Origin of the sequence: Streptomyces poriferorum (assembly GCF_019399235.1) — a bacterium.
Lineage (GTDB): Bacteria > Actinomycetota > Actinomycetes > Streptomycetales > Streptomycetaceae > Streptomyces > Streptomyces poriferorum.
This window is the reverse complement of the sequence record NZ_JAELVH010000010.1, coordinates 23,036-35,871: the sequence shown is the minus strand read 5'-3', so window position 1 is coordinate 35,871 and position 12,836 is coordinate 23,036. Positions and strand designations below refer to the sequence as shown.

Here is a 12,836-nt window from a genome sequence, read left to right as displayed (position 1 = left end):
GTCTCCCGAGGTTCGTGTGGACCGGAGATGGGCGGGCGGGCGGTTACCGTCGGCGCTCCTGCTCCAGCGTTGCGACGATCTCGCTGTACCAGTCGAGGTCCGGGGAGTCCGAGCCACCGAGGTACCAGTCCTCGGCCCCGGCCATGCCGAGCTGCTTCGCCACGGCACGCAGCACGCTGGTGCTCGCGGCCCAGCGCATCACCACCTGCTGACGCGACAGCACCCAGGGCAGTCCCAGCCGCTGCTCGATGAGGGCGAGTATCTCGTCGAGCGCCCGTTGGATCTCACCCTCCGACGGCTGCGGACGCAGCCAGAGCTCCCATGCGGCCTCCGCCAGAACGGGGTTCACCCGGTGCAGGGCGTCGAGGGCGGCGCACGCGCGCTCCACGGGATCCTCCTGGCCGCGCAGTTCCACGCCGGACTCGACCAGGGAAAGCTCAACCGCCGCGGTGAGCATGGCCTGTCCGGCCCACCAGGCGAGTCCGTACTGACCGGCGTCCAGCGCACCGTCCAGGTCGTAGCGCAGGGCCATGACGTCCAGCTCGATGGCGTTGACCCGGCGCTTGGTCCGCACCCAGCCCTTGAGCGGGAGACTGTGCACGGTCATCGCTGGACCCCCTGGACACTGGACACCGCATAGCCGGCGTCGGCGAGCTCCCGCATCAGCGGGGTTGCGGTCGTGCGGACGTCGCCGGGGGATACCGCGAGCTGCCGGGCGGTCCGCTCCACGGCGGACGGCCAGGAGGCGCCCTCGGTGAGGTGACCGATGAGCATCCGGGCGAGTCCCTCGATCCGTGTGATGGACCTGCTGCCCCGGATCAGGTGCAAGCCGGTCCCGTCGGTCACCGTCGCCACATCCTCGGCGAGTGTCCAGCTGACGGCGTCCCCGGCCCCGCCGGTGGCCATGTCCGGCGAGATGCGCTCCCGCAGAGCGACAAGCCCCGACTCGAGATCGGCGGGTGTCAAGTCGTGCCCCTGGAGGCAGGACCGGTAGCCGGGCGTGTCCGCTCCGAACCGGCGGGCGGCCTTCACCGTGACCCACTTCAGCCTGGGATAGGCCTCTCCCTCGTCCGCCAGCTGCGAGGTCGCCCGCCACACCGCCGCTTGGCGGGCCAGGATCACGGCCCGCGGGACTTCTCGCAGCGCCCCGGCGACCGTCGCTCGCGCCAGATACGCGGCCGCCTGTGCCAGGGACCACCGGGCGAAGAGGGCTGCGGACCGCTCGGCGGAGCATCGGTCAAGGACGGCCTCCGCCTCATCTGTGACCTTCAGCCGGGCAGCGACCGACAGCCGGTAGTAGCGGTCGAAGTCGCGAAGGGTGAGGGCCTGCGGGGCCTCGTCCGGGGTGGTGTCCCGAAAGGCGTCGGCCAGCTTGTGGAGCGCCGCGAGATTCAGGTACTCGACGTCGACATAGCGCGAATCGCGGATGCCGATGGCTATGGGTTTGGTGGCAGTGCTGCCCGACGGCTGGATCACATACAGATCGATGTCCGAGTTGCTGTTGCCGAAGCCCTCTATCAGGGAACCCGTGGCCAGGCAGGAGGTGCCGTGCGGGACACGCTCCAGGTAAGCGTCTATCTCGTCGACGACGTCCTGGGCCAGATTCTCCGGCAGGAGTTCTGTCCGCGGGGCGCCCTGCGGCTGCGGCCCTGCGCGCATCACAGTCCCTGTCCGTAGCGGTGGATGGTCGGCATGGAGTTCTCCTCGAAAGCGTCCCGGCAGCGGCCGCGCTGGATCTTCCCGCTGGTGGTGACGGGCAGCGTGCCGGCCGGCACCAGCCAGACCACGGATACCGGCAGGCCCGGGCCCCGGCCCAGCGCGGAGACGATGCGGCGGGCCAGGGACCGCGCAGTGCCGGCGTCGGTCTCTTCCTGGGCCTCCGCCCTGCATTCGGCCAGGACGACCGGAACGGGCGCGGGGGCGCCCGGCAGCTGGGCGACGAAGACCGCCGTGCGGCCCGGCCGGATCCGGTCGTCCACGGCAGCCACGACGGCCTCCAACTCGACGCTGTAGAAGTTCTCCCCCGCGAGCTGGAAGCGCTCCTTGGCCCGGCCGACCAGGAAGAGCTCTCCGCCTTCCCGGAACCCCAGGTCGCCGGTCCGGCAGCCGAGGGTTCTGCCGACCCGGTGCGCGCCGTCGGGCGCGGTGGCAACCTGCGGGCCGCTGATCCACACCTCGCCGACCTGGTCCGGTCCGAGAACGGCCCGCGTGTCGGGGTCCAGGATCTCCACGCCGGTGCCCCGCAGAGGCGGGCCGCAGGAGACGACCTCCTGCGCGTCCGTCGCGCCGGCAGGCGCCTCGACGTGCCCCCGGCGCAGCGCCGCGGCCGACACGGTGCGGATCCTGGGTGCCTGCCGCGGTGGGCATGTGGTCACCGTGAGCGTTGCTTCCGCCAGCCCGTAGGAGGGCGTGAACGCCGCATGGTCGAAGCCCGCCTTGAGGAACTTCCCGGCGAAGGCGCGCATCGTCGCCGACCGCACCGGCTCGCCCGCGGAGCGCGCAACACGCAGCCGGGTCAGGTCGTACTCCCCCGTGTCGTCGGGGACCTTGCGGTTGCACAACGCATAGCCGAAATCGGGGGCGGAGGTATGGGTCGCCCGCCAGTCACTCATGGCCCGGGGCCAGAGCGTGGGGTCCCGGACGAAGTCGAAGGGGTCGAGGAGGACCGAGGTGTACCCGGTCCACAGGGGGCGGAGCACGGCCGTCACCAGCCCCATGTCGTGGTAGAGGGGCACCCAGCTCACGGAGACGCTCTCCGTGGTCTCCTCGAACGCCTTTGCCGCTTGGGCGAGTTGGGCCAGCACCTGGCGGTGCCGCAGCAGGATCGGCTTGGGTGCGCCGAGGGACCCGGAAGTGTATTGGACGTAGGCGACCTCATCCGGCGCGCCGCCGGCACGGGGCGCGTCCTCAGCGACCGACGCCCGCAGTTCATCGATGAGCAGGACCGGACAGTCCTCGGGCATCGCCGGCGCGGCGGCTGCTTCCGGGGTGTCGACGACGACGGCCCGGGGGCAGGAGGCCCTGATGATGCCGCTGAGCCGCTGGGCGTGCCCTCGATGCGCGTGGGGCATACCGGGAGCGGGCACGGGGACCATCCCCGCCTGGAGGATGCCGAAGAATGCCTCAAGGAAGCGCAGAGGGTCACGTGCCACGATCAGCACATAGGGGCTGCCGGTGCCCGAGCAGCTCAAGGACAGCTCAGTGCCGAACTCCCGGGAGCGGCGCCTGAGATCGTAGGCGGACAGCTCTCCGACAAGGTTCGCGGAGGAGTCCAGCCGCACATAGCGGACACGGCCGTCGGCCGCCCTGCGATCCAGCAGATCCAGCAGGCCGTACATGTTCTTGCCGTTCTCCATCTGCGGGAATCAGCCGCGCAGTGATTTCAGCATGTCACCGAAGGTCGGGCTGCCCAGTACGAGCTCCATCGCGACATCCTGACCCGTCTCCGCGGTGAGCATTTCACTCACCTCGGCAGCATCGAGGGAATCCCCGCCGACGCCGAAGAAATCATCGTGTACAGCGATCGATTCCACGCCCAGGATTTCGGCACACTTTGCCAGAATATCTTCGTCGCGCCCGAAATCCGGCACAGTTTCCCCTCATCGTTCTCAGTGGTTGCGATAATTCGCAGATGGGATCCCCACCGTCAGACAACCGGCCGGCACTGGAACTTCCCCGATTTCAGGGTGAAGCTACTCCAGCCAGACCACCCACACAAGGGCCTTCAGTGCTGCGGGATGGCAATAGGAGGCGTTCCATCGAGGTTGGTACGAGATTGCGCCCGGAACATCCCCGACACTTTGCACCCCGCAGTGGCCGGCCTGAACAGGATGCCGGAAACGACTTCGAGCGGGAACAGTGGCGACAAGTCCGGCGCCGATACGATTTGCCACTGCTCGAACCGTTTGCCCGGACGGCGAAGCCATCCCACGCGTGCGACGACCTGCTCCGCCGTGCCGACCGAAGTGAGCGACAACCCGGCAGGCCACAAATCCCGCCGAACCACCCACCTCTATGCCTGACCAGTGGAAACGCCGCCCATCGACTACGGAAAGACAACAGCGTCCGAAGGGGTATCGCAACGGGATGCACACCCTTGGAGCTGGAGGATCCCCAAGTGGAACCTTGAAGTCAACTCTTGACGCTGTGTCGATCACGCTGGAAAGATCCCGGCCAAGCCAGGCAGGTCTCAGTCTCGGTGCCGTAACTCCTAGTTGAGTCTCCGGTCCCTTGATCGGTGAGGAGTTGGGGCGCAATGATGCGTGCCGCGGTAATTGGCGCCGGGTTCGGGGAGCAGCATCTCGCGTGGCTCCGGAACTGCCCCGAGGCGGAATGCGGCCTTCTCGTCTACGGGCAGAATCGCGAGAAGGCTGAGAAAATCGCCACCGAATACGGCGTTCCCCGAGTGAGCGACGACGTGAGGGACGCCTTCGATGACGCATACGACCTGACGGTGATCGCCGCTCCGGTCGACCTCCACGCGGAAATCGCAGAGGAGGCGCTCGGGCGTGGCAAGTGGGTCGTCTGCGAAAAGCCACTCACCCTCACCGTCGAATCCGCGGAGTCCGTCGTCCGAGCGGCCGAAGCGGCCGGCGTTCCGCACATGACCATGTTCCAGTGGCGATTTCACCCCGCCTTCGGCAATCTGCGCGACATGATCACCGACGGCAGGCTCGGCCGGGTGGTTCATATGGATCTGCAGTTCCACCACGACTTCCTGGCCGGCCCTTCGACGGCCTTCTCATGGCGTCATACGAAGAGCCGGGCAGCGGCAGGCGCCTTCGCCGACCAAGGTGTCCACCTGTTCGACCTGTTGAACTGGACGACCGGCCAGGAATACGCGATTCTCGGCGCCGCCTCCAGCATTGTCTGGCCGATCAGGACCACGCGGGAAGGAAGTCCGGTTCCGGGGCGGACCGAAGATGTCGGTTCCGTACTCGCGCAGTCGCCGGGCGGCACGATCGCCACGATTTCCGTGCTGCGTGTCACCGGCGGACACCGCCGACTGCGGGTCACGGCCTCCGGAACCGACGCGGTCGTCTCGGTGGAGGTGTGCCCGGACACCTCCGAGGGCCGCCTGGATTCCTCTGTGGCCGGGGAATCCGCCACTTGGCCCGCCGGATCGCTCGAGAATCCCTACCCGGCATTCCTGGCATCGAACACCGGGGGTACAGACGCCCGGATCCCGGATTTCTCCGCCGGTCTGGCGGCTCAACGCCTTCTTGAATCGGCTGCCGCACATTCCCCGGCAGTTCTGAGCGAGTGAGCAGAAGGATCAACATGACACATTCGGCCAAGGTTGCTGTGGCAGGCGTCGGCAACAACATATCCGCACTGACCCAAGGGATTCGGTACTACGCGAACCTCGCGGCACAGGGAGTTCCTGCCGAGGAGTTCCCAGGCATCAAGAGGCCAGAGATCGGCGGGCTCTCCGTTTACGACGTCGAAATCGTAGCGGCCTATGACATCGATGCCGAAAAGGTCGGTTCCGAGCTGAACGAGGCTGTTTTCCAGGCGCCCAACAACTATCCTCGGCTCGGCGTTGAGATGGCGCCCACCGGGGTCGTAGTGGAAACGGGAATCTCCCCGGACGCGACCGTGGACGACGAGATCCGTCGTCTTGCCCGGTCCCTGCGCGACAGCGGGGCGGAAGTGCTGCTCTACTCGCTCCCGACGGGTCTGCAGTGGGCCGCCACAGCCTACGCGGAGGCGGCTCTGACGGCCGGCGTGGCCTTCGTCAACTGCACCCCCGAGATCGTCGGCCGGGACGAGCAACTCCATGCACGGTACGTCTCCGCCGGGGTACCGCTCGTGGGCGACGACCTGGCCAGCCACATCGGTACCTCCGTGGTGCACCGTTCGCTGCTGGCACTCTTCGCGGAACGCGGCATCACGCTGGCCAGTTCCTACCAGCTGAACCTCGGTGGGAACGAGGACTTCCGCAACCTGCGTGAGCAGGGAGCCTCCAAGCGACAGTCCAAGCTGAACGCACTGGCCCAGGACGGTGTGCCGCTGGACCGCGTGGACGTCATCCCCTCAGCGGGCTACGTTCCCCACCTGATGGACCACAAGGTTGCCTACCTCAACATCGAAGGCGTCGGGTGGGCGAACACCCCGGTCGAGGTGGACCTCAAGCTGCGCGTGCAGGACTCGAGCAACGCGGCCGGTGTCATCATCGACCTCATCCGTATCGCGGCTGCCGCCCTGCGCGCGGAGGAGAAGGGCTTCGTGGCCGCTGCCGCCAAGCTCCTGAAGTCCCCTCCGAAGGGCCATCCCTCGTACAGCGCGCACGATGTCGAGGCCAGCTTCGCCGCCCTCAGTCCCTCCGCCTCATGAGCGGTGCTGCGGCGGAGGCCGCCGCCCCGGACTGGGTGTTGATCACCGGGGCGAGCCGGGGCATCGGAAGGGCTGCGGCCCTCTCCCTGGCCGCGGCCGGGTATCCCGTGATCCTCTGGGCGCGCACCGCTGCCGACCTCGCGGACGTTTCCCGCACGATCGAGGAGCGCTGGGGAACTCCCGTCCGCACAGCCGTTGTCGACGTGGCCGATTCCGACCGGGTCGATGAGGCGGCGGCCGAGTCCCTGAAGGGCATCGAGTCCCTACGCGGCGTCGTGGTCAACGCGGGTGGCGGGATCTGGAGTTCTCTCGAAGAGATGAGCACCGACGACTGGCGCCAGGTACTGGGTCCCAACCTGGACGGTGCGTTTCACACCCTGCGTACCGCCCTGCCGTACCTGCGCCGCCGGCCCGGTTCGCAGATCGTCGGTCTGGCGTCGGACTCCTCCTACAACTCCTTCAGCGGAAGGGGCGCCTACTGCGCCTCCAAGGCCGGATTCCTGTCGCTGTTGGAGACGGCACGCCGCGAGTCCCGTGAGAGCGGGGTCCGGGTGACCGCTCTGGTGCCCAGTCGGGTCGACACCTATTTCCGGGGCAAGCAGCCCGGCTCCAGGCCAGAGGCCCTGACTATGGCGGAGGTCGGCGAAATGATCGCCTCGGTGTTCGCCATGCCCGGGAGACTCGAGGTCCGCGAGATCCAGTTCTCCTCCATCACCTCATCCTTCGGCATGTTTCCGGAGGTCTACGCGACGGAGCCGACGAGTGTCTGACACGTCCGGTACCCAGGTGATACAGCCTCCTGGCCACACCCTCCCCATCGGCAAGTACTCGCCGGCGGTCTCCGTGCCGCTCGGCAACGGGCGACGCATGGTGTTCGTCAGCGGGCAGGTCTCCAGTGACGCGGAAGGCACGGTCATCGGTCCGGGCGACGCGACCGTCCAGACCGAGACGGTCTTCCGTCTCCTCTCGGAGGTGCTGAAGAAGGCCGGCGGCGAGCTGGCCGACCTCGTCAGCGTCGTCATCTACCTGTCCGACATGGCGGACTTCGCCGCGGTCTCCGCAGTCCGCAACCGGGTACTCAGCGACCCCGCCCCGTCGAGCACTCTGGTCGAGGTCTCCCGGCTCGCCATCGCTGAGCACCTGGTGGAGATCTCGGGTGTCGCGGTGGTGGAGGAAAGGCGGTGAGTTCCGGCACGGCAGGCCGGAACACCCTCCGGGATCAGGAGGTACTGGTAGCCGGCAGCCTCAATATGGACTACCACCTGACCGTCGAGAAGCAACCCGTCGACGACGGGTCGGTGCGGGTCACGGGCCTGTTGGTGACCGGCGGCGGACACGCCGGGAACTGCGCCGTCGCCCTGTCGGCCCTCGGCTGCCGGGTGTCGTTGTTCAGCGCGGTCGGCGACGACGCAGAAGGCGCCTCGCTCCGCACCGAACTGGAGCAGCAAGGGGTACGCCACGACCACGTCGTGGCGGTGGCGGGTGCCACGACCGGACGGGTGTTCATCCCCAGCTATCCCGGCCACCGCAGCATGCTCATGTATCGCGGAGCCACCGAGGAATGGAGGAGAGAGACCTGCGCCTCCCTGCCGCTTTCACGTTTTCGGACAGTCGTCCTCTTCGACCCGCCGAAGGACGTGGCGCAGGAGCTGGTGGCTGCGGCCGGCGCTGCCGGTATGCCTGTGCACTGGACACCGGGAGGCCTGCACGCGGGTGCCCCCTGGGCTGTGCGCCTGGCGGCGCGCTGCCACCGCGTGTACGTCAATCGTGCCGAGTTCACCGACATGTTCGACGCTCCCCCCGAGGCCGATCACATTCTCCGGGCGTGCCGTCAGCACGGACTCTCCGGACTGGTCGTCACTCTGGGCAGTCGGGGCGCCCTGGCCTCGGACGGCAGGACCGTCTGGTTCACCGACGCCGCGGAGGTGACCGCCACCGACTCCACGGGGGCGGGTGACGCCTTCACCGCCGGAGCAGTGGCCGCCGAGCTCCTCGGTCACGGCTGGCCCCTCGCTCTTGCCTGGGGTGCCGCGGCGGGTGCCCACGCGGTCACCGTGCCCGGTGCGCGCGACACGTCACTGTCCCTGGACCGGCTCCCGGCCGCCGCAGCTGCCGTCCGCGCCGGATCGTTCATGCCTGAAAGCGAGGAGCGGACAACACCATGAGCATCGACATTCTGACGAAGGCGTTCCACCAGGTCGACTGGCGCCGTCTGGAGCAGGTCCACGAGGCGGCCGCAGCGGCCCTCCCTGTGCTGGCGGAGCCGGCCGAACTGGGCCGGTTGTGGGACCGCATGGAGGAGGACGAACAGCTCGCCGCAAGTGCCGAGGCATTCAACACGTTCCAGAAGTTCGTGCTGCAGGACGATCCGGAGACCGGTGTGCGGCTGCGGCTGCACATCTTCGGAGACCACATGGTCGAGGAAGCGCACAACCATCGCGCGAGCTTCAGCTCGCTGATTCTTCGCGGCAGTTACCGCCACGTTCTGTACGGGAACGTCGAGGACATCTGGGGTGACGAGAACCGCCCCGCCCAGGCACCCGACCCCAGGTTCATTCAGGAGCAGCTGCCCGGCTCCAGCTACACGCTCGACAACGCGTTCGTCCACGCCGTCTACGCCAACCCCGGCACCATCAGCCTGGTCATCCAGGGGCCACGTGACCGCAGCAGCTTCCGCATCTACGACTTCGTCGAGGGTACGACCCGCACGCGGGTCGGCGGCTCCAACGCCAAGGAGGCGCAGGAACCCGGGGAGCGCAAAATCGGGCGCGCCGAACTGGGCAGCGTACGACTCAAGTTGGCAGAGCTGGGCCTGCTGGCCTGACACGCCTGTTCCGACCCTCCCTCTCTCCCCCGCCCCACCACCCGAACTGATTGAGGACGTCGTGAAGAGATCACCCCTGCCGCTGACGGTGCTTCATCCCTTCGCCGATCACCGCAACGAGGACCCCGATTTCGTCGTGGGTCTGGTGCACCCCCACCTCGTCGAGGCATGGCAGAAGAACCGGCTGAAGTACCGGGAAAGCCTTGCCCTCGGATACCTGGCCGGCTCTCTGGACAAGCACGGCTACACCTCGACCAGCATCAACGCGGAGCTTCTCGGTATCAATCCCGAGGAGGTGGCCGAGCGGCTTCTGGCGGACCCGCGGATAAGGCTGATCGGTATCTCCGCCAAGTCCCAGCGCACCTACCGTGCCGCCCGGCAGATCGCCCGCCTCGTGAAGGCTGTGCGGCGGGACGTACACATCACGCTGGGCGGCGTCTTCCCGAGCGCGGCGGACGGACAGATCCTCGCCGACTGTGCGGAGATCGACTCCATCGTCCGCGGCGAGGGCGAGTACGCGATCGTGGAGCTGGCCGCACGCATCCAGCAGGGACTGCCGCTGCGGGAGATGCGCGGCCTGTCCCTGCGTGTGGACGGCGAGTTCGTCCGGACGCCGGACCGGCCGCGCATCAGGGACCTCGACAGTCTGGCCTTCCCTGCCCGGCACGACCTGCAGGAGATGCTCGCCCAGAACTCACGCGGCTCGAACTCCGCCTACCTGGTGGCGTCTCGGGGCTGTTACGCCTCCTGCACCTTCTGCTCCATCCACCAGATCTACGGCGACCACAACGTGGTGCGCAGGTCGCCGGAGAGCATCGCCGACGAGATGCAGTCCGTCAAGGACCGTTACGGCGTCAGCCGTTTCTCCTTCGTGGACGATCTGTTCATCATGCCCTCCCCCACCGGAATCCGCTGGGTCCACGACTTCTGCGACCTGCTCACCGAGCGCAAGCTGGAGGTCAACTTCTACGCCGAGATGCGCGCGGACACCATTGAGAAGTCACTGGTCCGCAGGCTCATGGACGTGGGCATGCACCGTCTCTTCATCGGGGCTGAGTCCGGTGTGGACTCCGTCCTCCTGCGGTGGGACAAGGGCACCACCGTCGAGGACAACGACCGCGCGCTGCGTGAGCTGCGCGAGGTCGGTATGGCACCGCACCAGATCAACTTCGGCTACATCATGTTCGACCCGGAGATGACCTTCGACGAGTTGAAGGAGCAGTACCGGTGGATCCGGGACTCCGGGTACGCCAAGGTGCAGCACCTTCAGAACAAGATGAACATCTACTGGGGCACCCCTCAGTACCGGCGGATGATCGAACTGGGCCGGGTCGACGACTCGGCCCTCGGCGACCGGTGGATCTACACCTTCGATGATCCGCGGGTGAACTCCTTCGAGCCTGCCTTCCGCAGGTTCCACCGCAGGTACGAGGCCGACTCACGGGCGATGGCCGTGCTTGCCGCCCGGGAAGCGTTCATGGAGCGGGTCCTGGAGGACAAGACCCGCACACCCATGCCTCGCTGGCTGTTCGAGTGTCTCAGCCAGGCGATGCGCCGGGTCGACCAGTCCGACCGCGACTGCTACTTCTACGTCTTCCAACGGCTCTTCGACTTCCTCGAGGACAGCGAGACCCTCCCGGAAGGGGCCGAGGAACAGATCTGGCAGGAGCTGGAGCATCTGCTGGACGGCCTCGCCGCGGATGCCGTGCTGCTGAGTGCGCTGGCGGACAGCGTCCAGCAGATCACCGAGGAGGACGGCACGGCCGTCGCCCGGGCGGGAACTGCCTGGCACACCGACGGCGAGGGCGGAGCACGGGAAGTGACGGTCTGGCTGGCCGAGCACGCCGAAGGCATCGACGGCTTCCGGGTCGGTCTGGGTTATGAGGGACATGACCGCTACGACCACTCCTGCGAGGTCGTCACGTTCCCGGCCGGTGGTGACCGCGATGGCATCGCCACGCGCCTGACCCCGAGGGCCAACGAGATCCTCGCGAAGGTGTCGGCCGTCCCCGCGGCAGCGGACGGAGGCGCAGTGTGATCATCTGCGGTGTCAAACTCACCCATGACGGCGGCGTCGCCCTCATCGACGACGGACGGCTGGTCTTCTCCATCGAGATGGAGAAGCTCGCCAACAATCCGCGCCATCAGCGCATTGACGACCTCGAGATCGTGAGCCGGCTGCTCGTCGAGTACGGCTACCGGCTCGCCGACGTGGACCGCTTCGTGGTGGACGGCTGGCGCAAGACCCACAAAGTGAAGCCCTGGGGCGGCCAGGAGACGCTGATCGATCTGGCTCCGTACCGCCGGGGACTGGTCGACGACAACCTGCTACGGCCCTACGTCTCCCGAATGCTCGATCTGGAGTACACCAGCTACCCGCACTACGCGGGGCATGTGGCCAGCGCGTACTGCTCCAGCCCTTTCGCGAGGGCAGCGGAGCCGTCGTACGTCCTCTGCTGGGACGGAGCGATGTTCCCGTTCCTGTACCACTACGACCCGTCAACCCAGGTCATGGAGAGCCTGGGCGCGGTTCACCACATGCTGGGCGACACCTATCACACCCTGGCCATGGCCTGCCCTCCCTTCGACGCCCCGCTCCAGTGGCCCCACACGCTCGCGCTGCCCGGCAAGATCATGGCGTACATCGCCCACGGCACCGCGGACGAGGGAGTCGTCGAGTCCCTGCAAGTCCTCCTGCGGGAAGCGGAACGGGAGGTCTTCGGGACGGACCAGCCGGACGACGACCTGCTGACCGAGGCTGCCGGACGACGGATCCTGGCCCGGATGAAGGAAGAGCTGGACTGCACAGGGGCGCGCCCCGCCGACGTCCTCGCCTCGATTCACACCTTCTTGGGCCGGGCACTGGTCGACGGGCTGAAGGAGAAGATCGCGGCGGACGGCCGGGGCACCCGGAACCTCTGTCTGGTCGGTGGCTGTGCCCTCAACATCAAGTGGAACAGTGACATCCGCGCTTCGGGCATCGCGGACACGGTATGGGTGCCGCCCTTCCCGAACGACGCGGGCAGCGCCCTCGGCGCGGCCTGTTGCGAACTGCTTCGCTCCCCCGGCCCCGTCCACCTCGAATGGGATACCTACGCGGGTCCCGCGCTCGTCCCCTCGGAGCCGATGCCGGGCTGGGCGGTGCGGCCGTGCTCGGCTGCCGAACTGGCGGGCCGGCTGCACGAGTCGGGGGACCCTGTGGTGGTGCTGCACGGCAGGGCCGAGCTGGGGCCGCGGGCGCTCGGTCACCGGAGCATCCTCGCGCCCGCATCCGACCCTGGCATGAAGGACCGCCTGAACGACGTCAAGGGGCGTGAGCGCTACCGTCCGGTGGCTCCGATCTGCTTGGAGGCGCGGGCGCCGGAGGTGTTCACGCCCGGTGTGCCCGACCCGTACATGCTCTTCGAGCACGAGGTGCGGCCGGACTGGCAGAACCGGGTGCCCGCCGTGGTCCACCTGGACGGCACGGCCCGGGTCCAGACGGTCGGTCCCCGGGACGATCCCTTCGTCTTCGAGGTCCTCACCGAGTACGAGCGGCTCAGCGGCATTCCGCTGCTGTGCAACACCAGCGCCAACCTCAACGGCAGCGGCTTCTTCCCCGACGTGCGCAGCGCGATGCGGTGGGGCCGGGTCCCGGCGGTCTGGTCGGACGGCATGCTGTACGAGAGGGCCTGAC

At 67.8% G+C, this 12,836-nt stretch carries 12 protein-coding genes; 8 read left to right on the top strand and 4 right to left on the bottom strand.

Going from position 1 to position 12,836, the window contains the following annotated elements; translation table 11 throughout:
- Window positions 1–43: 43 nt before the first annotated feature.
- Genes JGS39_RS03475 through JGS39_RS03460 form a run of 4 tightly spaced genes read right to left on the bottom strand, consistent with a single transcriptional unit; the run spans window position 44 to window position 3,590 of the window.
- Entirely contained in the window at window positions 44–607 is a 564-nt protein-coding gene (locus tag JGS39_RS03475; protein ID WP_219567187.1) for a hypothetical protein, read from the bottom strand.
- Window positions 604–1,659 (bottom strand): hypothetical protein, encoded by a 1,056-nt coding sequence (locus JGS39_RS03470; RefSeq protein WP_219567186.1) that lies wholly within the window; start codon window positions 1,657–1,659, stop codon window positions 604–606. The genes JGS39_RS03475 and JGS39_RS03470 overlap by 4 nt, the downstream gene beginning before the upstream one ends.
- On the bottom strand, window positions 1,659–3,356 hold the full coding sequence (locus JGS39_RS03465; RefSeq protein WP_219567185.1) for an AMP-binding protein: 1,698 nt from the start codon (window positions 3,354–3,356) through the stop codon (window positions 1,659–1,661). Before JGS39_RS03465 ends, JGS39_RS03470 begins: the two co-directional genes overlap by 1 nt.
- Before the next feature lie 9 nt (window positions 3,357–3,365).
- Window positions 3,366–3,590 carry an acyl carrier protein gene (locus JGS39_RS03460; protein WP_219567184.1) on the bottom strand — a complete coding sequence of 75 codons (225 nt, stop codon included), beginning with the start codon at window positions 3,588–3,590 and terminating at the stop codon, window positions 3,366–3,368.
- A gap of 665 nt (window positions 3,591–4,255) precedes the next feature.
- Here JGS39_RS03460 and JGS39_RS03455 point away from each other — a divergent pair.
- The 8 genes from JGS39_RS03455 (at window position 4,256) to JGS39_RS41590 (ending at window position 12,835) form a co-directional block, all read left to right on the top strand.
- Window positions 4,256–5,266 (top strand): Gfo/Idh/MocA family protein, encoded by a 1,011-nt coding sequence (locus JGS39_RS03455; protein ID WP_219567183.1) that lies wholly within the window; start codon window positions 4,256–4,258, stop codon window positions 5,264–5,266.
- A 14-nt stretch (window positions 5,267–5,280) separates the two neighbouring features.
- A complete protein-coding gene (locus JGS39_RS03450; protein WP_219567182.1) occupies window positions 5,281–6,336 on the top strand; it encodes a hypothetical protein in 1,056 nt (351 codons plus the stop codon).
- Window positions 6,333–7,106, top strand: a complete 774-nt coding sequence (locus tag JGS39_RS03445) for an SDR family oxidoreductase (protein ID WP_219567181.1) — start codon at window positions 6,333–6,335, stop codon at window positions 7,104–7,106. Before JGS39_RS03450 ends, JGS39_RS03445 begins: the two co-directional genes overlap by 4 nt.
- Window positions 7,099–7,521, top strand: a complete 423-nt coding sequence (locus JGS39_RS03440) for a RidA family protein (protein WP_219567180.1) — start codon at window positions 7,099–7,101, stop codon at window positions 7,519–7,521. The genes JGS39_RS03445 and JGS39_RS03440 overlap by 8 nt, the downstream gene beginning before the upstream one ends.
- On the top strand, window positions 7,518–8,501 hold the full coding sequence (locus tag JGS39_RS03435) for a carbohydrate kinase family protein (protein WP_219567179.1): 984 nt from the start codon (window positions 7,518–7,520) through the stop codon (window positions 8,499–8,501). Before JGS39_RS03440 ends, JGS39_RS03435 begins: the two co-directional genes overlap by 4 nt.
- Window positions 8,498–9,160 carry a hypothetical protein gene (locus JGS39_RS03430; protein ID WP_219567178.1) on the top strand — a complete coding sequence of 221 codons (663 nt, stop codon included), beginning with the start codon at window positions 8,498–8,500 and terminating at the stop codon, window positions 9,158–9,160. The genes JGS39_RS03435 and JGS39_RS03430 overlap by 4 nt, the downstream gene beginning before the upstream one ends.
- 61 nt (window positions 9,161–9,221) lie before the next feature.
- Window positions 9,222–11,198, top strand: coding sequence for a B12-binding domain-containing radical SAM protein (locus tag JGS39_RS03425; protein ID WP_219567177.1), 1,977 nt, complete (start codon window positions 9,222–9,224; stop codon window positions 11,196–11,198).
- Complete coding sequence (locus JGS39_RS41590; RefSeq protein ID WP_219567176.1) at window positions 11,195–12,835, top strand: carbamoyltransferase N-terminal domain-containing protein; 1,641 nt, start codon at window positions 11,195–11,197, stop codon at window positions 12,833–12,835. The genes JGS39_RS03425 and JGS39_RS41590 overlap by 4 nt, the downstream gene beginning before the upstream one ends.
- Window position 12,836: the final 1 nt, after the last annotated feature.